Source organism: Stenotrophomonas sp. SAU14A_NAIMI4_5 (genome assembly GCF_003086795.1).
Lineage (GTDB): Bacteria > Pseudomonadota > Gammaproteobacteria > Xanthomonadales > Xanthomonadaceae > Stenotrophomonas.
In genome coordinates this window covers 469,164-494,906 of record NZ_CP026003.1, presented here as the reverse complement: position 1 = coordinate 494,906, position 25,743 = coordinate 469,164, and the positions used below count along the sequence as shown (strand labels likewise).

Here is a 25,743-nt window from a genome sequence, read left to right as displayed (position 1 = left end):
CCACCACGGAGCCTGATCGATGAGCCCCGATTACCAGATTCCCGGCCGCGTGCCGGATGACAGCACCCCGCGCGAGACCATTTCCGACTACTGGCGCGACCGCTACAGCGCCGAGCCGTACTACGACGCAAGCCTGCTGTTCGATGACTATGAACCGGCCTACCAGGTCGGGCATGCCGCGCGCTTCCACGAGACCCGCGCCGATCAGGTGATCCGCGCCTACGAAGAGGTGGAGCGCGAGCTGGAATCGCGCTGGACCAGCGATCGTGGCCGCAGCCGCCTGGAATGGGCGCAGGCCCGTGCAGCCGTGCGCCGTGGCTGGGATGAAGCGCACACAGTGGACCCGCGCCTGGGGCGCCAGGGCTGACAGGCCCTGCCTTTGTAGAGCCGAGCCCATGCTCGGCTGCTTTGGCCGTTGTAGCGTCGAGCTTGCTCGACGGATCGCGGGATCATCCACGCATGGCGTGGATCTACTGGCACGTGGCTGTAGAGCCGAGCATGGGCTCGGCTCTACAAACCAGCGGTCACTCGCGTTCCGGCAACGGCGGCCTCGCCACCTTGCGGGCCGGTTCGCCGGCATTGGCCGCAATCAGGTCGCGGGTGTTCTTCTGCACCGCCACGGCGCCAAACAGCGACAGCGCGAACGCCATGCCGTAGAAGCCCTTCTCGCTCAGCGCCAGCGTCGCGTTCCACAGGCCGACCAGCAGCAACAGCAGCGAGGCCAGCAGCGCGAACCAGCACAGCGCGTAATACAGGCCGCTGACCGGAATCTCCTCCACCCGGTCACGCACGCTTTTCTGCAACGACACCGCCGCAAACAGGCCGAACAGCAGCAGGGTCAGGTAATAGCCCTTCTCGTTGAGGGCCATCTCGGCGTTGAACAGGCCGATCAGGTAGGCCACGGCGCCCAGCAGCAGGGCCACCCAGGAGGCGGCGATGAAGGCGGGCGACGGCTTGGAGACGACGGTCGGTTGCATTGCAGTTCCTTGGCAGACAACGGGCACGCTTTGCCCGGACGCCCACACCGTAGACCATCGGCCGCGCGCCGCACAGGGGGCAGCAGGACCTTTGGACCACGCGTCCGTTCACCGGCGTGGTGTACAACGGGGCTTGGCCATCCGCATCCCCACCTGGAGATACCCATGACCCGTTCTTCGAAACGTGCGCCCCTGCTGCTCGCCATGGGCCTGTTGCCCATCCTCGCCACCACCGCCTGCAGCGCGGCCGGCCCCGATACGACAGCGGCCGCCCAGACCGCCCCGGCAGCAACCAGCGCCGACCAGCGCCCGTTCACTGCCACCGAGGTCAGCCGTTTCGACCAGCCGTGGGCGATGACCTTCCTGCCCGATGGCAGCCTGCTGGTCACCGAAAAGCGCGGCAAGCTGCAGCATCTGGACCTGGCCAGCGGCCAGAAGCACGAGATCACCGGCGTGCCGAAGGTGGCCTACGGCGGCCAGGGCGGCTTCGGCGATGTCGTCCTGCACCCTGATTTTGCCCGCAACAACGTGGTCTACGTCAGCTATGCCGAAGAAGGCACGCTGGACACCCGCGGTGCGGCCGTGGCGCGCGCCACCCTGGCACTGAATGCCGATGGCAGCGGCGCGCTGAAGGACCTGAAGGTGATCTGGCGGCAGACCCCCAAGGTCAGCGGCCAGGGCCACTACGGCCACCGCCTCGCCTTCGGCCCGGACGGCAAGCTGTGGATCAGCTCGAGCGAGCGGCAGAAGTTCGATCCGGCCCAGGACATGAGCGGCAACCTCGGCAAGATCATCCGCCTCAACGACGATGGCAGCGTGCCGGCGGACAATCCGTTCGCCTCGCAGGGCGGCGTCGCCGCCCAGGTCTGGTCGCTGGGCCATCGCAACGTGCTGGGCATCGCCTTCGACGCCAACGGCAAGCTGTGGGCGCAGGAAATGGGCCCGGCCGGCGGCGACGAACTGAACCTGATCCAGCGCGGCGCCAACTATGGCTACCCGATCGTTTCCAACGGCGATCACTACGACGGCCGCCCGATTCCCGACCACGACACCCGTCCGGAATTCGCCGCACCGAAGGTGACCTGGAACCCGGTGATCTCCCCGGCCGGCCTGATGTTCTACAGCGGCAGCCTGTTCCCGCAGTGGAAGGGCAGCGCCTTCATCGGCGGCCTGTCCTCCACCTCGCTGGTGCGGGTGGCGTTCGATGGCGAGAACGCACGCGAAGCCGAGCGCTTCAACATGGGTGAGCGCATCCGCGAAGTGGAACAGGGCCCCGATGGCGCACTGTGGCTGCTGGAAGACGGCAGCAAGGCGCGCCTGCTGAAGCTGACCCCGAAAGCCTGACCCCGGTAGTGCCGGCCGATGGCCGGCATCGCCGCCACGCAACGGCCCCGCATCACGCGGGGCCGTCTGCGTTTACTGGATGGTGCCGACCTTCACCTCGGTACGGGCGCAGGCCTTGTCCAAGCACTCGCCGGTCAGCCAGACCTGGCCATCGCCGATCATCACGCCCTGCTGGTTGACGAAGACCTTGCCGAACTCCTGCTCGGACATCGCCTTGACCACCGCCGGGGTGATGATCTTTTCGTAGTTGCGCTGGAACTCGCCGGGGCCGGTGATCTTCTTGCCACCGGCGATGTTCAGCGGGAAGCGCACTTCCTCCACCACGGCGGCGCGGTCACCGCCGACCACGGCGGTCTTGAAGGCGTTGAACACCTTCTCGTACTGCGCGGCATCGCCCAGCACGCTGTCGATGCGCGCGCGCGCATCGCCTTCATCGGCGGCAGCGGCGGGCGCCGGGGTTTCGCTGGCGTGCTCGGCCGCGGCCTGCGGCGCAGCGGCCGGGTCAGGCGTGGTGCTGGCGGCAGCTTCGGCCGGCGTGGAACCGGTCATCGGCGGCGGCGCATCGGCAGCAGGCTCGGCCGGCGGTGCCGGCTGCGAACACGCGGCCAGCAGCAGGGCCGGAATCAGGAAAGCAATCTTGCGCATGGCGCGGACTCCATCGGATCAAGGTCCCGATGGTAGCGCCGGGCCATGCCCGGCGTGTTTGCCATGGGTGAGGACGCCGGGCATGGCCCGGCGCCTCACTGCCAGTAGATCCACGCCATGCGTGGATGCTCCACCGGCGGTTCCTGCCGGTGCGATCAGCCCTTCAGCAGCTCGAACTGCACGGCTTCGCCGGCGGCCGACGAAGCACACACCCACACGTCGAACTGGCCCGGCTCGGCACGCAGCACGCCGTCGCGGCCGGTGAAGGCCAGCTGCTCGCGGGTCAGGCTGAAGCTCACTTCGGTCGACTCGCCCGGCTGCAGGGCGACCTTGCGGAAGTCCTTCAGCTCGCGCACCGGCCGCACGCGGCTGGCCACGCGGTCGTGGATGTACAGCTGCACCACTTCCTCACCGGCCACGGCGCTGGTGTTGGTCAGCGTGGTGGTCACGGTCAGCGTGTCGTCCCAGCCGAGCTGGGCTGCGCTCAGCTGCGGCACGCCGTAGGCGAAGGTCGCATAGCCGATGCCGTGGCCGAACGGGTACAGCGGCTCGTTCGGAATCTCGCGCCAGCGTGCCTTGAACTCCGACATGGTCGGCAGTTCCGGGCGGCCGGTGCGCGGGTGGTTGTAGAAGTACGGCTGCTGGCCGGACACCTGCGGGAAGCTGACCGGCAGGCGGCCGGACGGGCTGTAATCGCCGAACAGCACATCCGCCACGGCGTGGCCGGTCTGCGTGCCCAGGTACCAGGTGACCGCCACGGCATGCGCATTGCGCACCGCACCCTGCAGGGCCAGCGCGCGGCCATTGCGCAGCAGCACCACCAGCGGCTTGCCGGTCATCGCCACGGCCTCGGCCAGCGCCTGCTGTGCCGGCGGCAGGGTGATTTCCACGCGCGACTGCGCTTCACCGCTGTAACGCTGCGGTTCGCCCAGGGCCAGCACCACCACGTCGGCGCGCAGCGCAGCGGCCACGGCCGCTTCGGTGCCGCCCGGAATCGCGGCTTCCAGCTCGCTGCCCGGCACGACTTCCAGCAGTGCTTCATCGCCGATGGCGGTGCGCACGCCGGTTTCCAGGTCCACGTAGCGCTGCTTGTCGCCGAACAGGGTCCAGCAACCTTCGATGTTCTCGCGGTCCTGCACGAACGGGCCGATCAGGGCGATCTTCTGCCCGGTCTTCTGCAGCGGCAGCACGTTGTCGCGGTTGTTCAGCAGCACGATCGAACGGCGCGCGGCATCGCGCGACAGCTCGTCATGGGCGGCGATGTGCGAGGTATCCGCTTCGCGCGCCGGGTCCAGCGAACGGTACGGATCATCGAACAGGCCGATGGTTTCCTTCAGCCACAGGATGCGGCGCACGCCTTCATCCAGCACGGCCATCGGCACTTCGCCGCTCTCGACCAGGCCCGGCAGGTGCTCGGCATAGAAGCCGCTCTGCATGCTCAGGTCCAGGCCGGCGGTGAAGGCCTTGGCGGTGGCGTCGCGGTCGTCGGCGGCATAGCCGTGGGCGACCAGTTCCATGTCGGCGGTGTAATCGGAGATCACCACGCCCGGGAACTTCCACTCACCGCGCAGGATGTCGGTCAGCAGTTCGGCGTTGGCGCTGGCCGGCACGCCGTTGATGTCGTTGAACGAGGACATCACGGTGATCGCGCCCGCATCGAAGGCGGCCTTGAACGGCGGCAGGTGCACGTCGCGCAGGGTCTGCGGCGAGATGTCCACCATGTTGTATTCCATGCCGGCCATCACCGCGCCATAGGCAGCGAAGTGCTTGGGCGTGGCCAGCAGCGAATCGGCGGCGCGCAGGTCGCCGCCCTGGAAACCGCGCACGCGGGCGGCGGCGAAGGCGCAGCCCAGCACCACGTCCTCACCGGCACCTTCGGCGCCACGGCCCCAGCGCTGGTCGCGGGCGATGTCCACGGCCGGTGCGTAGGTCCAGTGCAGGCCGGCGGCGGTGGCCTCGACGGCGGTGGCACGGGCGGTGCGCTCGGCCAGGTCCGGTTCGAAGCTGGCGGCTTCGCCCAGCGGGATCGGGAACACAGTGCGCATGCCGTGGATGACGTCGGCAGCCAGGATCACCGGGATGCCCAGGCGGCTCTCCTCGGTGGCGACCTGCTGGATGCGGCGGCCCAGTTCGGCGCCCACGCCGTTGAACAGCGAGCCGACCTTGCCTTCGCGCACCTGCTGCAGCACCTGGTCGGCGTTGCGCACGTTGGCTTCCGGGTTCACGTCCGGGGCGAACGGGCGGACCATGTCCGCGAAGACACCCAGCTGGCCGACCTTTTCCTCGACGGTCATCTGGGCAATGAGGGATTCGATGCGATCGGAGGCCACCAGCTGTCCTTATGAAAACGTTTACAAGCCCGGCATTCTAGCGTTCCCGGGCCATTTGGCGAGAGGTTTCGTCATTCAGTTTCGTGCGCCCGCCCACAGTCTAGGCGGCCCATACGGGGGCGGACGCGAGGGTGGAGCTTACTCCGACCCGGCCAGCGCGCGCTGCCCCGCCATCAACATGGCATCGCTGGAGGCCTGGAAGACCCGCAGGCCAAAGGCCGGAAGGATCGCCAGCAGGTGGTCGAAGATGTCCGACTGCACCCCTTCATAGACCGCCCAGGTGGTGCTGCGGGTGAAGCAGTAGATCTCCAGTGGCAGACCCTCGGTGGTGGGCTGCATCTGCCGTACCAGCAGGGTCATATCGGTATGGACGCCCGGGTGACTGCGCAGATAGCGCTCCACGTAGGCGCGGAAGGTGCCCAGATTGGTCACTCGGCGGCTGTTCACCTCGGCCACGCCCTGCTCGCGCAGGCGCCCGTTCCACTGCTCCAGCTCCTGCGCCTTGTCACGCAGGTAGTCGCCCAGCAGGGCGAACTGGCCCAGCCGCTGCAGCGCGTCCGCATCCAGGAAGCCGAGGCTGTGCTGGTCCAGGTACAGCGCGCGCTTGATCCGGCGGCCGCCGGCCTCCTGCATGCCGCGCCAGTTCTTGAACGACTCGGTCACCAGCTTCTTGGTCGGGATGGTGGTGATGGTCTTGTCGAAGTTCTGCACGGTGATGGTGTGCAGGGCGATATCGATGACATCGCCGTCGGCGTTCTGGCTGGGCATCTCGATCCAGTCGCCGAGGCGCACGCGGCCGTCGCCACTGATCTGCACGCTGGCCACCAGCGACAGGATGGTGTCCTGGAAGATCAGCATCAGCACTGCGGTGGCCGCGCCCAGGCCGGTCACCAGCGGGCCGATCTTCACCCCCAGCAGGGTGGCGACGATGGACAGGCCGGCGGCCACGAACACCACGATCTTGAGCACCTGCAGGTAGCCCTTGATCGGCTTGTTGCGGGCATCGGGCTTGCGCTCGTACAGGCTGTTGACGGCATCCAGCGCGTGCGAGAACGCCAGCGACACGGTCAGCACCGCCCACACGATGCACAGCTTGATGATGACGTTGACCAGGCCGGGCGGCAGGTCGGGGATGAGGGCGATGCCCGAGGCGATCACCTGGCTGGGAACCACGTTGGAGAGCCGCGCGATCACCCGCATCAGGTGGCTGCCGCGCCCGGATTCGGCGCCGGGCAGGCGCTGCAGCAGGCGACGCAGGCCGCGCACGAGGATGCGCTTGGTGACCCAGTTGGCCAGGCCGGCGGCGACCAGCAGCGCCGTGATCATCAACGCCAGGTAGGCGCCGGGATAGGGTTCCAGTGTCATCTGCAGCTGTTCCAGCCACTGTACCGCCACCACCGCGTCCACCATCGGTTGTCTCCTTGTTTGTTCTTGTTGGGATTGAGGTTGCCGGCCAGCGGCCGGCACTACCGGTCAGAGGTTGCCTGCCAGCGGCCGGCACTACCGGTCAGTCGCGAGAGCGCTCGATGATCACGCCCACCGCGCGCGCGCCGCGCACCGCACCGGGCTTGCTCAGCTTCAGGCGCAGCCACTTCACGTCGAACTCGTCCAGCACGATCTGCGCGCAGCGCTCGGCCAGGGTCTCGACCAGGCCGAATTCCGATTCGCGCACGAACTGCTCCAGGCGCTTGCTCACCGCCTTGTAGTTCAGGGTATGGGCGATGTCATCGGACGCGGCCGGGCGGCGGTTGTCGAAGCCCATTTCCAGGTCGAACACCAGGTCCTGCCGGATCCGCCGTTCCCAGTCGTAGATGCCGATCAGGGCGTCGATCGTCAGCCCTTCGATGAAAACCTTGTCCATTGCGGTTACCAGCCGGATACAGGCGGCCATGGTAACGGCACGGCGGTGAGCCTGCCCGGAACGGGCGGCGGCGCGGCTGGGGTGCGGCAGGGGCGGGAAAGACAAAGGGCCCCGCTAGCAGGGCCCTCTGGTACTACCGTTTGTCCCCGGGGGGAGCTGTTGAACAGCCGCGAGTCCCGGTGGCGCAGTATTTGGAATTGAAGCAGGTCAGGCCAGCTGATCAAGAGGCGATTACGACTACGCCCGAGCCTCAAAAGACAAAGGGCCCTGCTAGCGGGGCCCTTTGGTACCTCTCAACGTCCCCAGGGGAAGCTGGAATCCAGCCGCGAGTCCCGGAGCACACGCCGCAAGGTTAGAAGTGCCACCCAGCCCGGTCAATGGGCAAATGCGTCACTGCAGACGACCGGGTGAAAAACCGAGCCGATCCACAAAAAAACACTGACGATCATGATGCCGTTTTCTGATGTTCCTGCCTCATTCCCAGGATCAAGGTGAAGCCACGTTCTCTGGGAGTAAGTTGATGAAGGAAAGCAGGATCCTGCAGGCAGCGCTATCCCGGCAACGATGGTCGACCTACGAGCGCATCGCTTCGCGTTGCGTAGTCGATCCGGCCACGCTCTATGCCTGGAACATGCAGATGTGTGCTGCCCTCCTGCCACCGTTGCACATCTGCGAGGTCGTGATCCGCAATGCAGCCGCTACGGCGCTGGTGCATCGTTATGGTCGATGCTGGCCATGGCATCCAGCGCTGCTGCGCAGCCTTCCTGCCGAAGGCGCGCTTGCCTCGCTATGCGATGTCCGAGGCAGCGCCGGAGCTCCGAAGGATGTACCGGAGGTCATCGCCAAGCTGCGATTCGGCTTCTGGCAGCAATTGTTCGCTCGGCGGTTCGAGCATTCGATCTGGGCCGGGACCATGGGCCTGGCGCTGCCACACGCACCCTCGGCGCCGCTGTCCGTCCTGCGTCGGTCCATCCATGCCGATCTCGACCGCATCCGCCACCTGCGCAACCGCATCGCCCACCACGAACCCATCCTCGAGCGCGACATCGGTGCCGATCTGGCCGCGATCGGGCGGCTGATCCATGCGCGCTGCCCGCACACCCTGGGGTGGCTGCAGCGCCATGAGCGGGCGACGACGGTGCTGGCGGCATCGCCGTTGGCCGGCCGTCGGTGATGTGTCCGCCGGGCGTGGCCGTAGAGTCGAGCTTGCTCGACTGCATCAATGACAGTCGAGCAAGCTCGACTCTACCGGTTCAGACCGCCGGCAGGGTCGCCATGTCCCAGCGCGGGGTGACTTCCACCTTCGGCGGGTTGTGCTGGCCGGCCTGCAGGCGCAGTGCGCCGGCGAAGGCGATCATCGCGCCGTTGTCGGTGCACAGCGCCGGGCGCGGGAAGCAGGCGCGGCCGCCCAGGCGTTCGGCCATCTGCTGCAGGCGGGCGCGCAGGCGCTTGTTCGCGCCAACGCCGCCGGCCACCACGATAACGTTGGTGCCTGCCGCTTCCAGCGCGCGCTCGCACTTGATCGACAGGGTCTCCACCACCGCATCCTCAAAGCCACGGGCGATGTCGGCGCGGGTCTGTTCGCTCTGGTCGCTGTCGCGCCAGGCCATCAGGACCTGGGTCTTCAGACCGGAGAAGCTGAAATCCAGCCCGGGGCGGTCGGTCATCGGCCGCGCGAAGCGGTAGACGCCCGGCGTGCCCTGCTCGGCCAGCCTGGCCAGCTGCGGGCCACCCGGGTAAGGCAGGCCCATCATCTTGGCGGTCTTGTCGAAGGCCTCGCCGGCCGCATCGTCCAGGGTCTCGCCCAGCAACCGGTACTGGCCGATGGCGTCCACCGCCACCAGCTGGGTATGGCCGCCGGACACCAGCAGCGCCACGAACGGGGCTTCCGGCGGGTCGTCTTCCATCAACGGGGCCAGCAGGTGGCCTTCCATATGGTGTACGCCCACCGCCGGCACCTCCAGCGCCCAGGCCAGCGAACGGGCCACGCCCGCGCCGACCAGCAGGGCGCCGACCAAGCCAGGGCCGGCCGTATGGGCCACGCCGTCGATGTCGCCCACGCCCAGGCCGGCCTCGGCCAGGGTCTGGCGCACCAGCGGCAGCAGCTTGCGGACGTGGTCGCGGCTGGCCAGCTCGGGCACCACACCGCCGTACTCGGCGTGCAGGGCGATCTGGCTGTAGACCGCATGGGCGCGCAGGGCCGCGCTGCCGGCCAGGTCGGTGTCATACACCGCCACGCCGGTCTCATCACAGGAAGATTCGATGCCAAGGACTCGCATGCCTGCTATTATGACGCCCCTGCCGCCCCCTCGGGGGACGTGCAGATCTCACTGCTTTCGACCCCCGGCCCGCATTCAGGGTTGGACGCTTGCAGTTTGTTGATTCGCCGCTATAATGTGCGGCTCGCCGGGCGTGACCCGGTTCTACTGTGTCCCGGAGATTCCATGCCCAGCGTCAAAGTCCGCGAGAACGAGCCCTTCGAGTTTGCTCTTCGCCGCTTCAAGCGCACTTGCGAAAAGGCCGGTGTGCTGGCCGAAACCCGCAAGCGCGAGTTCTACGAAAAGCCGACCCAGGAGCGCAAGCGCAAGGCTGCCGCTGCTGTGAAGCGTCAGCTGCGCCGCTCGTCGCGCGACGTCACCAAGCGTCAGCGCCTGTACTGATCGGACGCATCTTCATTGCGATGGGCTTGCCTGTCGCAGTGGAGCCGAAGCCGGCACGCGCAAGCGTCGCCGGCTTTTTGCGTTTCCGGGTTCGGGCATCCGCCCCTGCCCCACCACCACCACGAGGTTCCTCATGAGCATGAAGCAGCAGCTCACCGACGACATGAAGGCCGCCATGAAGGCGGGCGAGAAGCACAAGCTGGGCGTGATCCGCCTGATCAACGCCGCCATCAAGCAGAAGGAAGTGGACGAGCGTGTCGAGCTGGATGACACCGCCGTCATCGCCGTGCTGGACAAGATGGTCAAGCAGCGCAAGGACTCGGTCACCCAGTTCGTGGCCGCCGACCGTGAAGACCTGGCCGAGATCGAGCGCGCCGAGATCGTGGTGATCGAAGCCTACCTGCCGGCCAAGATGGGCGAAGCCGAGATCGTGGCCGCCATCCAGGCCGCCATTGCCGAGACCGGTGCCACCGGTGCGGCCGACATGGGCAAGCTGATGGGCGCACTGAAGCCCAAGCTGGCCGGCCAGGCCGACATGGGCCTGGTGTCCAAGCTGGTCAAGCAGCAGCTTTCGTAAGCCAGCACCCGGGGTCAGAGCCCTTTCGCCACGCGAAAGGGCTCTGACCCCACCGCCGCGACCGCGTCGCCGCGATGCTTCACCACGCCTTCGACCCCCGGCTGCTACAACACCGGCATGGTTGAACACGCGTCTACTGTCCCCGTGAATCTACGCAAGTACGTCCAGCGCCTGCAGGACAGCTTCCCCATGGCCGTCGGCAAGCGCTTCGTCGAGATCGACGTGCTCACCCAGGCCGCCTCGGTCTCCTTCTACGCCCTGCTCTCGATGGCACCGCTGCTGGTGCTGCTGCTGTGGCTGACCGCTTCGCTGTACCCGCCCGCGCAGCAGGCCCTGGTCGAGCAGATCAGCGCCGCCGCCGGCAGCAGCGCGGCCACCGTGGCCGAAACCGTGCTGAAGAACGCCGACAACCAGCCCGACGTCGGCTCGCTGGCCGGGCTGTGGAGCACCCTGCTGCTGTTCATCGGTGCCACCGCGGTGTTCGCCCAGCTGCAGAACGCGCTGAACCTGATCTTCCGCACCAGCGGCGAGCGGCTGGAGGGTATCAAGGCCTGGCTGCGCAAGCGCGTGTTCTCTTTCGGCGTGGTGCTGGCGCTGGGCTTCCTGCTGATCCTGTCGATGACCGCCACCACCATGCTGCAGGTGGCCTTCGCCCAGTTGCCGTCCATCCTGCCGGCCATCGGCTATCTCACCAGCCTGCTGCTGTACGCGGTCGGCTTCGCCTTCATGTACCACTATCTGCCGGACCGCCGCGTGGCCTGGCGCCAGGCCTTCATCGGCGGCGTCATCACCTCGGCGCTGTTCGCGCTGGGCCGCTATGGCATCGGCGTCTACATCGCCACCGTGGCCCCGGGCAGTGCCTACGGTTCGATGGGCGCACTGGTCATCTCGCTGGTCTGGATCTACTACGCCACCGTGGTGTTCTTCGTCGGCGCGCTGATGACCGCAGTGATCGACGAGCGCCTGCGCGCCCGCACCCATCTGGCCGCTGCCGGCATCGATCCGGCCAGCGCCGGCCCGCTGCCCGACAGGGAGTAAACTAGGCGGATTGATCGTTCCGCCTCGCGTGGCCACCGGCCGCGCCCCTGCCCTGTTGCCCATGGCCCGTATCCCCGACGCATTCATCGACGACCTGCTGGCCCGCTCCGACATCGTCGAGGTGGTGGGCAGCCGCGTGCCGTTGAAGCGCCAGGGCAAGGAATACGCGGCGCGCTGCCCGTTCCATGACGAGCGCTCGGCCTCGTTCACGGTCTCGCCCACCAAGCAGTTCTATCACTGCTTCGGCTGCGGCGCGCACGGCACCGCCATCAGCTTCCTGATGAACTACGACCGCCTCGAATTCCTCGATGCGGTGGATGAACTGGCCAAGCGCGCCGGCATGGAAGTGCCGCGCAGCGAGAACCCGCGCAACGCCCAGCAGCAGGACGACAGCCGCGAGCTGTATTCGGCGCTGGATGCAGCGACGAAGTTCTTCCAGAAGAACCTGGAAGGCAGCGAGAAGGCGCGTACCTATCTGGACGGCCGCGGCGTGGACGAGGAAAACCGCGCGCGCTTCCAGATCGGTTATGCACCGGATGGCTACAGCGGCCTGCGCGATGCGCTGGGCAAGGACGAGCGGCGGATGAAGCTGCTCGACCGCGCCGGCCTGTTCTCCAAGAACGACCGCGGCCACGTCTACGACAAGTTCCGCGACCGGGTGATGTTCCCGATCTTCGACCGCCGTGGCCGCGTCATCGCCTTCGGTGGTCGCGTGTTCGAGAAGGACGACGGCCCCAAGTACCTCAACTCTCCGGAAACCGCGCTGTTCCACAAGGGCCGCGAACTGTACGGCCTGTGGCAGGTGCGCCAGGCCAACCAGAAGATCGAGCGGCTGATCGTGGTCGAGGGCTACATGGACGTGGTCTCGCTGTTCCAGTTCGGGGTCACCCAGGCGGTGGCCACGCTGGGCACGGCCACCACGCCGGACCACGCCGAGCTGCTGTTCCGCAACGCGCCGGACGTGTTCTTCTGCTTCGACGGCGACGCCGCCGGCCGCCGTGCCGGCTGGAAGGCGCTGGAATCGGTACTGCCGCGCATGAAGGACGGCCGCCAGGCCTTCTTCCTGTTTCTGCCCGATGGCGAGGACCCGGACACCATCGTGCGCAAGGAAGGCGCCGAGGTCTTCAACGACCGCCTGAAGCAGGCCACGCCGCTGTCGCAGTTCTTCTTCGATGAACTGACCCGCGAGATCAACTTGGGCACGCTGGACGGCAAGGCGCGCCTGGCCGAGCGGGCCAAGCCGATGCTGGCGCAGATTCCCGATGGTGCCTTCGGCGACCTGATGAAGCAGCAGCTGGCGCAGCTGACCGGCCTCGGTGGTGGCACCGCTGCAGCCGCGCGCGCACCGATGCCGCAGCGCGCGCCGGGGCGGCAGATCCAGCCCATCGCCAAACGCAGCCTGGTACGCGGCGCCATCGCCGTGCTGCTGCAGCAGCCCTCGCTGGCGATGAGCCTGGGTGGCAAGCACCACTTCCAGGGCCTGCGCCTGCCCGGCGTGGAACTGCTGCTGGAACTGCTGGGGCTGGTCGAACAGCGCCCGGACATCAGCACCGGCGCCCTGCTGGAACATTTCGACGGCCGCGAAGAGCAGGCCTCGCTGCACACACTGGCCGCGCAGACCATGCCCGGCGACGAAGCGATGTGGACCCAGGAACTGCACGACGCGGTGGCCCAGCTGGAGAAACAACTGCTGGTGCAACGTCTGGACGAGCTGTTGGCAAAGCAGCGCCAGCAGGGCCTGGACGATACTGACAAGTACGAACTGCGCGAACTGCTGAAGGCCCGCGCCACCCTGCGCCTGTAGCGGCAGCCCTACACACGGAGAGAGCATGCTGCTGCGCCTGACCTGCCTGCTGTTGCTGTCACTCTGCACGACCCTGCCCGCCTGGGCCGGGGACACGCCGCTCAACGAAGTCCGCCCCGGCCTGTATACCGGCGGCCAGCCCAGTGCCACGCAGCTGCAGGCGCTGGCCGCGCAGGGCGTGCGCACCGTCATCGACCTGCGCCAGCCCGGCGAGGACCGTGGTTTCGACGAGACCGCACAGGCCGAGGCACTGGGCCTGCGCTACGTGCGCATCCCGGTGGCCGGCGCCGAGGGCCTGGATGCGGCCAACGTACGCGCCGTGCACCAGGCCCTGCAACAGAGCCAGGGCCCGGTGCTGCTGCACTGCGCCTCGGGCAACCGCGCCGGCGCCGTGCTCGGCCTGGTCAATGCCCGCTACGAACACGCCAGCCCCGAGCAGGCCCTGCAACTGGGCCAGCGTGCTGGCCTGACCTCACTGGAAGCGGCCACCCGGCAACGCCTGGCCGCACCCGCCTCCCATCCCTGACCCCCTGTAACGAGGAGCCTGCCCACCATGACCCGCTGGTGGTCGCGCCTGCGACCGGACAACTTCACAATCGCCCTGCTGTGCACCGTCGGCCTGGCCTCGCTGCTGCCGATGAAGGGCGCCGCCGCCATCGTGCTGGACGACGTCACCACCGTGGCCATCGCCGCGCTGTTCTTCCTGCATGGCGCGCGCCTGCCGCGCGAATCGATCATCGGCGGCATGCTGCACTGGCGGCTGCACCTGACCATCCTCGCCTGCACCTTCATCCTGTTCCCGCTGCTGGGCCTGCTGTTCAAGCCGCTGTCGGGCTGGCTGCTGACGCCGGAGCTGTATCTGGGCGTGCTGTTCCTGTGCACCCTGCCCTCGACCGTGCAGTCGTCCATCGCGTTCACGTCGATGGCGCGCGGCAACGTGCCGGCGGCGGTGTGCAGCGCGTCGCTGTCGAGCATCCTCGGCGTGTTCCTCACGCCCCTGCTGCTGACCGCGCTGGCCGGTACCTCCGGCGGCGTGCACGATCCGCTGCATGCCATCGGCGGCATCATGCTGCAGCTGCTGGTGCCGTTCGTGGCCGGCCACCTGCTGCGGCCGTGGATTGCCCGTTGGGTGGAAAAGCAGCGTGCGCTGCTGCGCTACACCGACCAGGCCACCATCCTGCTGGTGGTGTACTCGGCGTTCGGCGAAGCGGTGACCGAAGGGTTGTGGAGCAAGACGCCGCTGCTGTCCCTGTTCGCCGTGGCCGTCGTGGCTGCCGTGCTGCTCGGCATCGCGATGCCGCTCATCACCTTCCTGGCCCGCCGCCTGCACTTCAACCGCGAAGACGAGATCGCCATCGTGTTCTGCGGCTCGAAGAAGAGCCTGGCCACCGGCGTGCCGATCGCCAAGGTGTTGTTCGCCGGTGGCAGCCTCGGTGCCATCGTGCTGCCGGTGATGATCTACCACCAGATCCAGCTGATCGTCTGCGGCGTGATCGCGCAGCGGTATGCGAAACGCGCGCCCTGAGTCCGGTAGCGCCGGGCCATGCCCGGCGTAACGCGGACGGGGTCAGAGCCCCTTCGGGGATCTGACCCCGCGTAGATCCACGCCATGCGTGGATGACGCTCGCGCCGCCGCTAATCCACGATGGCCGCTGCGATGTCGTGCAGCACTCGGGCATTGCGCTCCACGTCACTCCCCGACTCGCCGGTGGCAATCAGACTGTAAGTCTTGCTACCGCCCATCCAGGCAAGCTCGACGCGGGTGCGGCCGACGCTGTCCACGGTCTTCCCGATATGCGCAGGCGTGCCGTTCACCCTGGTGTTCTGCGCCTCCGCAATCACCTCGATCTGCGTGCCTGCAGCGATGAAATTGCTCTCGCTGAATTCCACGATGCCGACACCCTCCAGCCGGTAGAAGCGGCTCAAGCCCGAAGACGTTCCTCCATCCAGCCTGCCACTGTGCTCCATGCCGATCAGCTCGGCCGGTCCCAGCAGACTGCCTTCCAGCCTGCTGGGTGGCTGCGGCAGGCGGTGGCGTAGTTCCGATGCCGAACGGTGGGTGCGGGGCAAGGCAGCCAGCATTTCGGCCTGCGTTGGGATGCCCCCTTCTGCAACCCGCACGACACCGTTGGATCGCTCGATATCAGCACGAAGCTGCTGCTTCACTGCTTCGGGGGCATCCAGGTCTGCCAATCGCACGATGCGGTAGCTCCCCACAGGCGATGGGTTCGCCTGCGCCGCCGCATGCATGGCGCGTTGCTGCAGCCACCGCCCGACCGCGTCAGCCTCTTCATCCGATGCAGGTGCATTCACTGCAATCGCCACGAGGGCAGCGCACAGCAGAAGGAAATTCATCACGACCGCGTTGCTCCACAGAATTGCGGGTCATCCCGCAACACCTGTGTATCTGCCCTGGATCGACCGACCCAGTGGATCAGCCAGCATCTGTGACCCACCGCTCGCAGGAACCGCGCGGCGCGGCAAATCCCTACAACCCAGCAGCTTGGTCAATGGATGCAGTGCCCGCCCTGGCGATCAGAATCCGACATTGAATGCACGGAGGTTCGTGGAAACCATCCACGCATGGCGTGGATCTACCAAACCGCGGATGGCGTAGCCCTCAGTAGATCCACGCCATGCGTGGATGGGTTGCCTGGCGTCACGGGTCCACCAGCGTGCCGACGCTCAGTTCCGGCATCCAGACCCACAGGTCGTATTGGCGTCCTGCATGGGCATCGACCCGCGGCCCCGTGGCCCCCTGCTCTGGAAGTGACCGCGCCACGCAAGTGTCCGCGCATGCCCACGCCTGGCCACGCAACGCGCCCAATCGAACACTGTAGATATCCAGATCGCGCAGGAGTGATGCCATCGGTCGCGTCTGCATTTCCGGCGGTGCACCTGCCGGCCGCTGCAGCATGGCGTGCACGTTGCCGGTCAGCACCAGCATGCGTGCGCCATCCGGCACGCGCCGGTACAGCCGCCGCAGCTCGGCCGCCATGCGGTCGTCGCGTGCCTGATTGCCGCCATCGCTGTTGTCGACGTCATAGCCGACCACGTCGATGACGCGACCCTGCGCCTTCAGCGCGCGCAGGTCTTCGATCATCGCCAGCATGTCGCGGCTGCGACGGCCGTCATGCTGGTCGTCATGCACTGTCCAAAACGCGCGGCCGTGCAGGCGCTGGCGTGCCGCGGCCCCGCCATCGGAAGCCAGGTAGTCGCGCAGCGTGGGGTTTTCGGCACGCGGTAGTTCCAGCGCCAGCAGTACCGGCTTGCCGTCACGGCTGTAGTCGTCCACCAGCTGCCGTACCAGCAGCGGCGTCTCGCGTGTACCGTGGAATTCGCCCAGCACCAGCATGCGGTGGTCGGCGGTGTGCTGGCGGATCTGCGCGGCAGTGTCGTCGGCATGCGCGCTCACGGCCATGCCCAGCGCCAGCATCAGCGCGGTGGTCCAACGGAAGATCGAATGCATCCCTGCTGCTTCCTTTTCTGGGGTCAGGAACAGCAATGGCGTCGCCGCAACCGGCGTTCAAGGTGATTCACGTCATGCGTGAATGCTCCGGCGATCAGCCGAGCATGGGCTCGGCTCTACAGTAGATCCACGCCATGCGTGGATATCCGCGCGATCAGTCGGGATCAGAGCCCCTGCGGGGATCCGACCCCAAGTCGAGCATGGGCCATGCCCGAGTAGATCCACGCCATGCGTGGATGTCCGCGCGATCAGAGCGGGTCAGAGCCCCTTCGGGGATCCGACCCCGAGGTCACATCCAGGGCAGGATCCAGTGGTCCACCAGCAGGAACGCGAACAGCGCCATCAGGTACACGATGGAGTAGTGGAACATCTTCATCGAGAACAGCTCGTCCGGCGGGTTCAGCATGCGCCAGGCGTACCAGAGGAACACGGCATTGAGCACGATCGCGCCGCCCAGGTAGAACGGGCCGCTCATGCCCACCAGGTACGGCACCACGCACACCAGCGCCAGCACCACCGAATACACCATGATCTGCTTGCGCGTGTGCACCACGCCATGGGTAACCGGCAGCATCGGGATCTTCGCCTTGGCGTAGTCCTCGCGGCGGAAGATCGCCAGCGCCCAGAAGTGCGGCGGGGTCCAGATGAAGATGATCAGCACCAGCAGCGACGAGTACGCCCAGTCCGACGAACCCTGCATGCCGGTGATCGCCGCCCAGCCCAGCATCGGCGGCATCGCGCCGGCCAGGCCGCCGATGACGATGTTCTGCGAGGTCGCGCGCTTCAGGTACACGGTGTAGATCACCGCGTAACCGATCAGCGAGGCGAAGGTCAGCACCGCGGTGATCCAGTTCACCCACAGCAGCAGGATCGCCATCGACAGCACGATCAGCACGCCGGCAAACACCAGCACCTGCCACGGTTTGACCTTGCCCACCACCAGCGGACGCCACGAGGTACGCGCCATCTGTGCATCGATGTGCGCATCCAGCAGCTGGTTGATGGCCGCGGCGGCCGAGGCGGCCAGCCAGATGCCGAGGAAGCCGAGCGCACCGGCGCGCACCTGTTCCCAGCTGGGCACGCCCGGAATGGCCAGGACCATGCCGACCAAGGCGGTGAAAACGATCAGGGCCACGACCTTGGGTTTGGTCAGGTCCCAGTACTGGCGATATCTGGAAAACATGGAATCAGTCCGGGGCACGCAGGCGGGCCAGCAGGCTGACCAGTACGAACAACAAGGCAACGGCCACGCCGTTGTGGGCCACGGCCACTTCCAGCGGGAGGGCCAGCTTCACGTTGAGGATGCCCAGGGTGACCTGCAGCACCAGCAGCGCCACCAGCGCGCTGGCCCAGCCACGCATGCTGGGCACGCGGAACAGGCGCAGGCCCAGCCACAGCAGGTAGGCAGCAACGACGATCGCGAACAGGCGGTGCGCCATCTGGATCGCGATGCGCGAGGCGCCGTCCAGCACGCCCCCTTCGTAATCCACGCCGATGCCGCGCCACAGGGTGAAGCCCTCGGCGAAGTTGTGCTGCGGCCACCACTGGTTGGCGCAGCGCGGGAAGTTGTCCAGCGAGGCACTGCCGCCGCCGCAGGCCAGCGCCGCGTAGTTGGCGCTGACCCAGCCGCCGAGGGCGATCTGGGTGACCAGCACCGCCACGCCGATGCGCAGCAGCCACTTCAGCTTGGGCGCTTCGGCCAGGGTGATCGGCAGGTGGGTCGCCCGCCAGGCCATCCACACCAGCAGCGCGAACATCAGCATGCCGCCCAGCAGGTGGCCCATCACCACGATGGGTTTCAGCAGCAGGGTCACCGTCCACATGCCCAGCAGGGCCTGGAAGATCACCACCGCCAGCGTGAGCAGCGCAGCGCGCGCCAGGTCGATGTTGCTCCAGCGCAGCGCGGCGATCAGCAGGATCGCCTCGCCGATCAGGGCCAGGATGCTGGCCGTGCCATGCCAGCCCATCATGTACAGCGGTATGCCGGCGGCCACCAGTACGCAGGCGGTCACCACCGCCGTGCTTCCGAAGCGGCGCTTGCGGGTGGCCAGCAGGGCCAAGGTGAGGATCTCGATGCCCAGCGCGCCGGCCAGGAAGCGGTGCACCTGCTCGCGCCAGGCCTTGTGGGTTTCCAGCGGGCGGATCTCGGCGGCCGGGTGGCCGATGGTCTCTTCCACGTGCTGCGGCCAGGTGGCCTGGCCATAGCAGGTCGGCCAGTCCGGGCAGCTCAGGCCGGCATCGGACAGGCGGACGAAGGCGCCGAACATGATCGTACTGGCGGTCATGATCATGGCGAACCACGCCAGGCGGTGGAAGTTGCGATGCAGCGCCGGACGCGCGGAAAGGCTCATCAAACAGGACTCACTTCAGTTTCAGCAACGTGGCCATGTCCTTGCGCAGGCCACCCAGATCGGAACCGGGGGCATGGCGCATGATCACGAAGCCGTTCGGATCGATCACGTAGACCGGCAGTCCCGCCGGATCATCGACGCCCGGCAATGCCGCGCGCAGGGCTGGCGACGGGGCCAGCGGCCGCAGCGCGGGCAGCGAGGCGATCGACGCCGGTGGCGTTCCCAGCCACAGGATGTCGACATTATCGGCGTTATGGCCGAACAGCTGCCACACCTTGCCCAGTCCCTGCGACAAAGTGACGCACTGCGCGTCGCAGGCGCCGGCGGGGGCCACCAGCAAGCGCCAGGTCCGCGCTTCGGGGTTCCAGGGGTAGGCCTGGCCGTTGGCCAGGGTAGGCGCCTGCTGGCGCAGGTCGACCGGCGGCTGCAGCAGCTGCCCGGCATTGCGGTGCCCGGTGGGCTGCCAGCCGGTGAAGCGCAGCACGGCGGCCAGCGCCATCGCCCCGAAGAACACGGCAAACAGCAGCACCAGGGTCCGGCGGCCGGAACCGCGCGCCTGCGGGGAGGTAGCAGTGTTCATGCGGGGCATTTTCTCATGGTTGGGAAAGGGATGCCGGTGGTGCCGGCCGCTGGCCGGCATCGAGGAAACCGGGGAATTGCCGGCCAGCGGCCGGCACTACCGGGCAACGGGGCGCTTCCTGCGCCGTTCCAGCACCAGCGCGACCACCAGCACGGTCAGCGCCAGGCCGAACCACTGCACGGCATAGCCCAGGTGGCGCTGCGGCGGCAGCGTGTTCGGCAGCAGATCCAGGTCACGCGCATCGCCGAACGGCAGCGCCGGGTCCAGGCGCAGCACCCGGTCGGGCAGCGCGGCCAGCCCCAGCGCGCGGGCCAGGCCCTCGGCAGGCAGGCGGCTGGCCAGCCAGCGTCCGGGCTCGCCGGTGCTGGAGAACGCCGGCCCCAGCGCCAGGCCGGCCGCTGGCGGCGGTGCCAGCAACCCGCGCACCGCCACCGGCGACGGCGGCGCGGGCACCTGCGGCAACGCGCGATCCGGCGGCAGCGCGCGCCAGCCCAGGTCGACCAGCAGCACGCTGCCGCCGTCACTGCGGAAGGGGCGATAGATCTTCACCCCGGCACGGCCCTGCCGGGTCTGGTTGTCCAGCAGCACCACCCCGGGCAGGAAGCGGCCATGGTCGACCACGCCATGCAACGCCCCCGGTGCCGCCAATGCCTGCACCAGCGGCAGCGACTGCGCCACCGCCGGACCCTGGGCATCGAGCAGTGCCTGTTTGGCGTGCATGCGCTGCAGCTGCCAGAACCCCAGCGCAGTGAACGCGGCCATCGCCAGCACCGCCATCAGCCAGCCGATCACGCGTGTGTGCTGGCGCATCATGACAAGTCCGCGCAAACGCGGTCAGATAGGCGCATCCACCCTGCCCTCGAGCCGCGCATGAGTGATTCGCTGAAGACCCTGCTGGTAATCGCGTTTCTGATCGTCATCGTCTGGAATCTGGGCGCCGGCCTGTATTACCTGCTGGTCGACCGCGGCCAGACCAAGCGCACGGTCAACGCACTGACCCGGCGTATCGGCGTGTCAGTCGCACTGATCGTACTGGTGATCGTGTGCATCTACATGGGCTGGATCAAACCGCACGGCATCGGTGGCTGAGGCCACCGGCGCCGGCGCCGGTCAAAGCACGTAGACGAACATGAAGAGCATCAGCCACACCACGTCGACGAAGTGCCAGTACCACGCGGCGGCTTCGAACGCGAAGTGGTTGTCGCGGGTGAAGTGTCCCTTGGCCGAACGCAGCCACATCACGATCAGCATGATCGTGCCCAGCAGCACGTGTGCGCCGTGGAAGCCGGTCAGCATGAAGAACGTCGAACCGTAGATGCCAGAGCCGAGCGTGAGGTTCAGCTCCTTGTAGGCGTGGATGTACTCCTCCGCCTGCAGCGTCAGGAAGCCGAGGCCGAGCAGCACGGTCGCGCCCAGCCAGACCAGCAGCTGGCGGCGGTTGCCAGCCTTCAGCGCGTGGTGGGCGATGGTCAGGGTCACGCCGGAGGTCAGCAGGATCAGCGTGTTGATCAGCGGCAGGCCCCAGGCCGGAATGGTCTGGAAGGCACCACCGATCGCCGCCGGTCCGTTGGTCGGCCAGCCCGCCGAGTAGCCCTGCCACAGCAGTTCGTTGGTCATCACCCCGCGGCCTTCGCCGCTGAGCCAGGACAGGCCCAGGTTGCGGGTGTAGAACAGCTCGCCGAAGAAGGCACCGAAGAACATCACTTCGGAGAAGATGAACCAGACCATGCCCATCCGGAACGAGCCGTCGACCTGGCGGTTGTAGTGGCCGGCCTGCGATTCGCGCACCACGTCGCTGAACCACCAAAACAGGGTCAGCACCAGCATCGCGACGCCGATGTAGAAGGTCCAGCGCCCCCAGCTGGCATCGTTGAGCCAGCTGGCCACGCCGACCATGGTCACCATCATCGCGATGGACCCCACGAACGGCCATTTGCTCTGGGCCGGGACGAAGTACACGTTGGCGTCGGTCGGTGTCTGGGCCATGTCGGTATCCGGGTCAGGGAGCGGCGTGCGCGCCTTCCGAGGTGCCGGCAGGTGCCAGCCGGTCGGACAGCGCGTCGTTGCGGTAGAAGGTGTAGGACAAGGTGATCGTCTTGATTTCCGGCGGCAGGTCCGGATCGACGATGAAGCGCACCGGCATGTCGCGCTTCTCGCCGGCCTGCAGCGTCTGCGCGGTGAAACAGAAGCATTCGGTCTTGCTGAAGAAGCCTGACGCGCGCGCCGGCGCCACCGAGGGCACCGCACTGCCGACCACGGCATTGGTACTGTCGTTGCGGGCGAAGTACAGCGCTTCGTTGAGCTCGCCGGGCACCACGTCCATGGTCAGCTGCTCGGGATGGAACGACCACGGCAACCGCGAATTCACCCCGCCATCGAACTCCACGCGCACGGTGCGCTTGCCGGTGGCGGCGCCGGTGCTGGCCTCGCTGCCAGGACCGCGCTCCAGGCGCACGCCGAACACCTTTTCGCACGCGATGCGGTACAGCGGCACCAGCGAGAACGTCAGCAGGAACACCGCCACCGCGACGCCGATCAGGCGCGGCAGCCCGGCACTGCGTGACGGAGCGGTGGCCGGCGTCTCGCTCATCGGCCGATCACCCCGCTGAGGATGAAGCCGACGTAGACCAGCACGGCGACGGCGCCGACCCACATCGCGGTCCGCTTCGCGCGCTGGCGCTGCTGCTGGTAGAGCCGACCGTTGGTCGGCTGCTCTTCGTGAGTCGACCAACGGTCGACTCTACCGGTCGGCTGCTCTTGACCGGACGACACGCTGTCAGCCGAGCATGGCTCGACTCTACCGATCAGAAGCGGGCTCTCGTTATGCATGGCCCACCTCAATGCGTGATGTCGTCATGCGCCAGGTCCCCCGGGCGGATGGTCGGCGGCGTGGTGAAGGTATGCGCCGGTGCCGGCGACGGCAGCGTCCACTCCAGGCCGCGCGCGCCTTCCCAGCTGCGTGCTTCGGCCTTCTCGCCATTGCGCAGCGAGGACAGCAGGATCGCGGCCATCATGAAGGGCGTGGCGAACATGCCGAACGCACCGATCGAGCTGATCAGGTTCCAGTCGGCAAACGCCACGCTGTAGTCGGGAATGCGCCGCGGCATGCCGGCCAGGCCGAGGAAGTGCTGCGGGAAGAACAGCAGGTTGACGAACACGATCGACCACCAGAAGTGCACCTTGGCCCACTTCTCGCTGTACATGCGCCCGGTCCACTTCGGCCACCAGTAGTACACCGCGGCGATCAGCGCGAACACCGCACCGGTCACCAGCACGTAGTGGAAGTGGGCGACCACGAAGTAGGTGTCGTGGTACTGGAAGTCAGCCGCGACGATGGCCAGCATCAGGCCGGAAAAACCACCGATGGTGAACAGGATGACGAAGGCCACCGACCACAGCATCGGTGCTTCGAAGGTGAGCGAGCCGCGCCACATGGTGCTGACCCAGTTGAACACCTTCACGCCGGTCGGGATCGAGATCAGCATCGTGGCGAACATGAAGTAGATCTCGCCACCCAGCGGCATGCCCACGGTGAACATGTGGTGGGCCCAGACGATGAACGACAGGAAGGCGATCGCGGCGGTGGCGTACACCATCGCCTGGTAGCCGAACAGCGGCTTGCGGCTGAAGGTCGGAATGATCTCGCTGACCACGCCGAAGGCGGGCAGGATCATGATGTAGACCTCGGGGTGCCCGAAGAACCAGAAGATGTGCTGGAACATCACCGGGTCACCGCCACCGGCGGCGTTGAAGAAGCTGGTGCCGAAGAACTTGTCGGTCAGCAGCATCGTCACCGCACCGGCCAGCACCGGCATCACCGCGATCAGCAGGAAGGCGGTGATCAGCCAGGCCCAGCAGAAGATCGGCATCTTCAGCAGGTCGATGCCCGGCGCACGCATGTTGAGCACGGTGGCGATGATGTTGATCGCGCCCATGATCGAACTGATGCCGGCGACGTGGATCGCGAACACGGTGAAGGCGACGTTGTAGCCGCCCTGCAGCGACAGCGGCGGGTACAGCGTCCAGCCACCGGCCGGTGCACCGCCCGGCAGCAGGAAGGTCAGCAGCAGCAGGCTGAAGGCCACCGGCAGCAGCCAGAACGACCAGTTGTTCATGCGCGGCAGCGCCATGTCCGGCGCGCCGATCTGCAGCGGGATCATCCAGTTGGCCAGGCCGACGAAGGCCGGCATCACGCCACCGAAGATCATCACCAGCGCATGCACCGTGGTGAGCTGGTTGAACACCTCCGGGCGGATGAACTGGATGCCGGGCTGGGCGAGCTCAAGCCGGATCAGCACGCTCATGAAGGCGCCGATGACGAACATGATGAAGCTGAAACCCAGGTACAGCGTGCCGATGTCCTTGTGGTTGGTCGAGAAGAACCAACGCTCGAAGAAGCTCTGGTGGTGGTGGTGATCGTCGTGCCCAACTGCCGAGTGCGCCATCGCAAAACACCTCTCAGAATCGGTTGTCGCCACGGCCGCGAACGGCCGCGGGCTTTACATCACGCGCCGCTGGCCGCGGTGGCAGGGGTACCGGCTTCAGCCGCCGCGGGTGCGGCCGGCGCTGCCGGTGCCTCGCCCGCAGGCGCTGCCGGTTCGGCCGGTGCCGCAGGCGTGGCAGGCGCAGCCGGCGGCGGCTTGCGCTGCGCCAGCCACTGCTTGAAGTCTTCCTTGGACACGGCCTCGACCACGATCGGCATGAAGCCATGGTCCTTGCCGCACAGTTCGGCGCACTGGCCGCGGTAAACACCGGGCTGCTCGATGCTGGTCCAGGCCTCATTGATGAAGCCGGGGATGGCGTCCTGCTTCCAGCCCAGCGCCGGCACCCACCAGGCGTGGATCACGTCGTCGGAGGTGATGACGAAGCGCACCTTGGTATCGACCGGCAGCACCAGGCGGTTGTCCACCTCCAGCAGGTAGTGCGGGTGGCTTTCGCGGGTCGGCACCTTGCCACTCTGCCGCATGCGGTCGGACTCGCGGTCCAGGCGGCTGGTGAAGGTGACGTTCTCGCCGAGGTATTCGTACTTCCACATCCACTGGTAGCCGGTGACCTTCACGGTCATCTCGGCATCGCGGGTGTCGTACATCTTGATCAGGTTGGCCGTGGCCGGCCACGCCATCACGATCAGGATGATCACCGGGATCACCGTCCAGATCACCTCGGCCTTGGTGTTGTGGCTGAAGGTGGCGGCGACGGCGCCCTTGGATTTGCGGAACTTGAAGATGGCGTAGGCCATCGCCCCGAACACGATGACGCCGATCACCGTACAGATGATCAACGACAGGTTGTTCGACTCCCAGGCCAGGCGCGAGGTCTGGGTGACCCCCTTGCCCATGTTCAGCTGCCACGGCTTGGGATCGGCCGCCTGCGCCCATGCCCATGCCGGAACCAGTCCCCCGGCCACCAGGCTGGCGACCGCTGCAACGCACTTCGTGCCCCACCTGCTGCTTTGCTTCATTGCCTAGACCCTTAGCGTCGTCGGTTGCCGCCATCGCTGGCGGCGAGCAAGCCTTCAAGCATTTCAGCGAGCGTCTGGCGTTCGGCCGGCGCGAGGAAACTCCCCACCTCCACCTGCCGTCCGCTGGATGCCAGCCGGACCCTCTCGTCGTCGGTGAGCAGGCGCACCCAATGGGGGTGGGCCCGGAACACCGGCGATCCACCGGGTACGGGGATGACCTCCACGTACGCCGGCACGACCCGGATCTCCTCCTGCCGTTCACCGCTGCGCCACAAGGCACGCAGGGCGGCTGCCAGCAACAGGCTGTACAGCAGCGCGAACAGGGGGGCGAATGCGTTGCCAGCCACCCACCCGAGGGCGGAGACCAGCCACATCGCTCCCGACAACACGGCAAACAACAGGACGAACTGCCGGGCATCGAGCGCCCGTGGGGGACGCAGCCGCAGCTGCGTACCTGACCCATCCGGAGCTGGAAGCACCTCGATCATGTCGCAACCGCGTTCCTGCCGCGGGAAACGTCTCGATGGTAGCCCCGCCCTCTCACCGGTAGCAAGGGTCCATTCACACTTTTTCCCATGTTGCAATACAGCATGACCCCGGCGGCGCGAATGACGAATTCGGCACAAACACGGTCGAGCCCGCTGAA

28 protein-coding genes are annotated in these 25,743 nt (G+C 67.2%); 10 read left to right on the top strand and 18 right to left on the bottom strand.

From position 1 onward, the window contains the following. Nucleotides 1–19: 19 nt before the first annotated feature. Nucleotides 20–367 carry a hypothetical protein gene (locus tag C1925_RS02295; protein ID WP_108767515.1) on the top strand — a complete coding sequence of 116 codons (348 nt, stop codon included), beginning with the start codon at nt 20–22 and terminating at the stop codon, nt 365–367. Between the two features lie 157 nt (nt 368–524). Here the strand turns inward: C1925_RS02295 and yiaA are convergent, their stop codons facing one another. Beyond that, entirely contained in the window at nt 525–977 is a 453-nt protein-coding gene (yiaA, locus tag C1925_RS02290; RefSeq protein ID WP_108767514.1) for an inner membrane protein YiaA, read from the bottom strand. Between the two features lie 165 nt (nt 978–1,142). On the opposite strand from yiaA, the gene C1925_RS02285 reads away from it, so the two are divergent. Then, entirely contained in the window at nt 1,143–2,321 is a 1,179-nt protein-coding gene (locus C1925_RS02285) for a PQQ-dependent sugar dehydrogenase (RefSeq protein ID WP_174213477.1), read from the top strand. Nucleotides 2,322–2,393: 72 nt separating this feature from the next. On the opposite strand, the gene C1925_RS02280 is transcribed toward C1925_RS02285, so the two are convergent. The 4 genes from C1925_RS02280 to folB form a co-directional block, all read right to left on the bottom strand. After that, the gene (locus tag C1925_RS02280) at nt 2,394–2,966 is read right to left on the bottom strand and encodes a hypothetical protein (RefSeq protein WP_108767513.1); all 573 of its coding nucleotides are present in this window, start codon (nt 2,964–2,966) and stop codon (nt 2,394–2,396) included. 155 nt (nt 2,967–3,121) lie between these two features. Continuing rightward, nucleotides 3,122–5,296, bottom strand: a complete 2,175-nt coding sequence (locus tag C1925_RS02275) for a glycoside hydrolase family 3 N-terminal domain-containing protein (RefSeq protein ID WP_108767512.1) — start codon at nt 5,294–5,296, stop codon at nt 3,122–3,124. Nucleotides 5,297–5,434: 138 nt separating this feature from the next. Beyond that, nucleotides 5,435–6,706 (bottom strand): mechanosensitive ion channel domain-containing protein, encoded by a 1,272-nt coding sequence (locus tag C1925_RS02270; RefSeq protein WP_108767511.1) that lies wholly within the window; start codon nt 6,704–6,706, stop codon nt 5,435–5,437. 97 nt (nt 6,707–6,803) lie between these two features. Then, nucleotides 6,804–7,157, bottom strand: a complete 354-nt coding sequence (gene folB, locus C1925_RS02265; RefSeq protein ID WP_025878255.1) for a dihydroneopterin aldolase — start codon at nt 7,155–7,157, stop codon at nt 6,804–6,806. 520 nt (nt 7,158–7,677) lie between these two features. On the opposite strand from folB, the gene C1925_RS02260 reads away from it, so the two are divergent. Next, complete coding sequence (locus C1925_RS02260) at nt 7,678–8,331, top strand: hypothetical protein (protein ID WP_108767510.1); 654 nt, start codon at nt 7,678–7,680, stop codon at nt 8,329–8,331. Between the two features lie 79 nt (nt 8,332–8,410). On the opposite strand, the gene tsaD is transcribed toward C1925_RS02260, so the two are convergent. Further along, nucleotides 8,411–9,436: a tRNA (adenosine(37)-N6)-threonylcarbamoyltransferase complex transferase subunit TsaD gene (gene tsaD, locus C1925_RS02255; RefSeq protein ID WP_108767509.1), complete on the bottom strand. Its 1,026-nt coding sequence runs from the start codon at nt 9,434–9,436 to the stop codon at nt 8,411–8,413. A 165-nt stretch (nt 9,437–9,601) separates the two neighbouring features. Here tsaD and rpsU point away from each other — a divergent pair, with 165 nt between their 5' ends. The 6 genes from rpsU to C1925_RS02225 all read left to right on the top strand — a co-directional run bounded on the left by rpsU (nt 9,602) and on the right by C1925_RS02225 (nt 14,761). Beyond that, complete coding sequence (gene rpsU / locus C1925_RS02250) at nt 9,602–9,817, top strand: 30S ribosomal protein S21 (protein ID WP_002808376.1); 216 nt, start codon at nt 9,602–9,604, stop codon at nt 9,815–9,817. A 133-nt stretch (nt 9,818–9,950) separates the two neighbouring features. Beyond that, a complete protein-coding gene (locus tag C1925_RS02245; RefSeq protein ID WP_108767508.1) occupies nt 9,951–10,394 on the top strand; it encodes a GatB/YqeY domain-containing protein in 444 nt (147 codons plus the stop codon). A gap of 117 nt (nt 10,395–10,511) precedes the next feature. Continuing rightward, entirely contained in the window at nt 10,512–11,432 is a 921-nt protein-coding gene (locus C1925_RS02240) for a YihY/virulence factor BrkB family protein (RefSeq protein ID WP_108767507.1), read from the top strand. 61 nt (nt 11,433–11,493) lie between these two features. Next, nucleotides 11,494–13,236, top strand: a complete 1,743-nt coding sequence (gene dnaG / locus C1925_RS02235) for a DNA primase (protein WP_108770590.1) — start codon at nt 11,494–11,496, stop codon at nt 13,234–13,236. Nucleotides 13,237–13,261: 25 nt separating this feature from the next. Next, the gene (locus tag C1925_RS02230; RefSeq protein WP_108767506.1) at nt 13,262–13,762 is read left to right on the top strand and encodes a protein tyrosine phosphatase family protein; all 501 of its coding nucleotides are present in this window, start codon (nt 13,262–13,264) and stop codon (nt 13,760–13,762) included. A 27-nt stretch (nt 13,763–13,789) separates the two neighbouring features. Continuing rightward, nucleotides 13,790–14,761 carry a bile acid:sodium symporter family protein gene (locus C1925_RS02225; RefSeq protein ID WP_108767505.1) on the top strand — a complete coding sequence of 324 codons (972 nt, stop codon included), beginning with the start codon at nt 13,790–13,792 and terminating at the stop codon, nt 14,759–14,761. Between the two features lie 110 nt (nt 14,762–14,871). Here C1925_RS02225 and C1925_RS02220 read toward each other — a convergent pair whose 3' ends face one another. From C1925_RS02220 to C1925_RS02195, 6 genes are all read right to left on the bottom strand, one after another. After that, nucleotides 14,872–15,591 (bottom strand): hypothetical protein, encoded by a 720-nt coding sequence (locus C1925_RS02220; RefSeq protein WP_108767504.1) that lies wholly within the window; start codon nt 15,589–15,591, stop codon nt 14,872–14,874. Nucleotides 15,592–15,895: 304 nt separating this feature from the next. Continuing rightward, nucleotides 15,896–16,705 (bottom strand): calcium-binding protein, encoded by an 810-nt coding sequence (locus C1925_RS02215; protein ID WP_108767503.1) that lies wholly within the window; start codon nt 16,703–16,705, stop codon nt 15,896–15,898. Between the two features lie 289 nt (nt 16,706–16,994). Beyond that, nucleotides 16,995–17,888, bottom strand: a complete 894-nt coding sequence (cyoE, locus tag C1925_RS02210) for a heme o synthase (protein ID WP_108767502.1) — start codon at nt 17,886–17,888, stop codon at nt 16,995–16,997. A 4-nt stretch (nt 17,889–17,892) separates the two neighbouring features. After that, nucleotides 17,893–19,056 carry a COX15/CtaA family protein gene (locus tag C1925_RS02205; protein WP_108767501.1) on the bottom strand — a complete coding sequence of 388 codons (1,164 nt, stop codon included), beginning with the start codon at nt 19,054–19,056 and terminating at the stop codon, nt 17,893–17,895. Nucleotides 19,057–19,066: 10 nt separating this feature from the next. Then, nucleotides 19,067–19,636 carry a hypothetical protein gene (locus C1925_RS02200; RefSeq protein ID WP_108767500.1) on the bottom strand — a complete coding sequence of 190 codons (570 nt, stop codon included), beginning with the start codon at nt 19,634–19,636 and terminating at the stop codon, nt 19,067–19,069. A 96-nt stretch (nt 19,637–19,732) separates the two neighbouring features. Beyond that, on the bottom strand, nt 19,733–20,449 hold the full coding sequence (locus C1925_RS02195) for an SURF1 family protein (protein WP_108767499.1): 717 nt from the start codon (nt 20,447–20,449) through the stop codon (nt 19,733–19,735). Between the two features lie 57 nt (nt 20,450–20,506). On the opposite strand from C1925_RS02195, the gene C1925_RS02190 reads away from it, so the two are divergent. Continuing rightward, nucleotides 20,507–20,725 (top strand): twin transmembrane helix small protein, encoded by a 219-nt coding sequence (locus tag C1925_RS02190; protein WP_049468560.1) that lies wholly within the window; start codon nt 20,507–20,509, stop codon nt 20,723–20,725. Nucleotides 20,726–20,746: 21 nt separating this feature from the next. Here the strand turns inward: C1925_RS02190 and C1925_RS02185 are convergent, their stop codons facing one another. From C1925_RS02185 to C1925_RS02160, 6 genes are read right to left on the bottom strand one after another with little or no spacing between them, the layout of a single operon-like run. Then, the gene (locus C1925_RS02185; RefSeq protein WP_108767498.1) at nt 20,747–21,622 is read right to left on the bottom strand and encodes a cytochrome c oxidase subunit 3; all 876 of its coding nucleotides are present in this window, start codon (nt 21,620–21,622) and stop codon (nt 20,747–20,749) included. 13 nt (nt 21,623–21,635) lie between these two features. Further along, on the bottom strand, nt 21,636–22,226 hold the full coding sequence (locus C1925_RS02180) for a cytochrome c oxidase assembly protein (RefSeq protein ID WP_108767497.1): 591 nt from the start codon (nt 22,224–22,226) through the stop codon (nt 21,636–21,638). Beyond that, a complete protein-coding gene (locus C1925_RS02175) occupies nt 22,223–22,465 on the bottom strand; it encodes a hypothetical protein (RefSeq protein WP_108767496.1) in 243 nt (80 codons plus the stop codon). Before C1925_RS02175 ends, C1925_RS02180 begins: the two co-directional genes overlap by 4 nt. 8 nt (nt 22,466–22,473) lie before the next feature. Beyond that, nucleotides 22,474–24,081, bottom strand: a complete 1,608-nt coding sequence (gene ctaD / locus C1925_RS02170; RefSeq protein ID WP_108767495.1) for a cytochrome c oxidase subunit I — start codon at nt 24,079–24,081, stop codon at nt 22,474–22,476. 59 nt (nt 24,082–24,140) lie between these two features. Beyond that, a complete protein-coding gene (gene coxB / locus C1925_RS02165) occupies nt 24,141–25,097 on the bottom strand; it encodes a cytochrome c oxidase subunit II (protein ID WP_108767494.1) in 957 nt (318 codons plus the stop codon). 11 nt (nt 25,098–25,108) lie between these two features. Beyond that, nucleotides 25,109–25,585 carry a DUF2244 domain-containing protein gene (locus C1925_RS02160; RefSeq protein ID WP_108767493.1) on the bottom strand — a complete coding sequence of 159 codons (477 nt, stop codon included), beginning with the start codon at nt 25,583–25,585 and terminating at the stop codon, nt 25,109–25,111. Between the last annotated feature and the right edge of the window lie 158 nt (nt 25,586–25,743).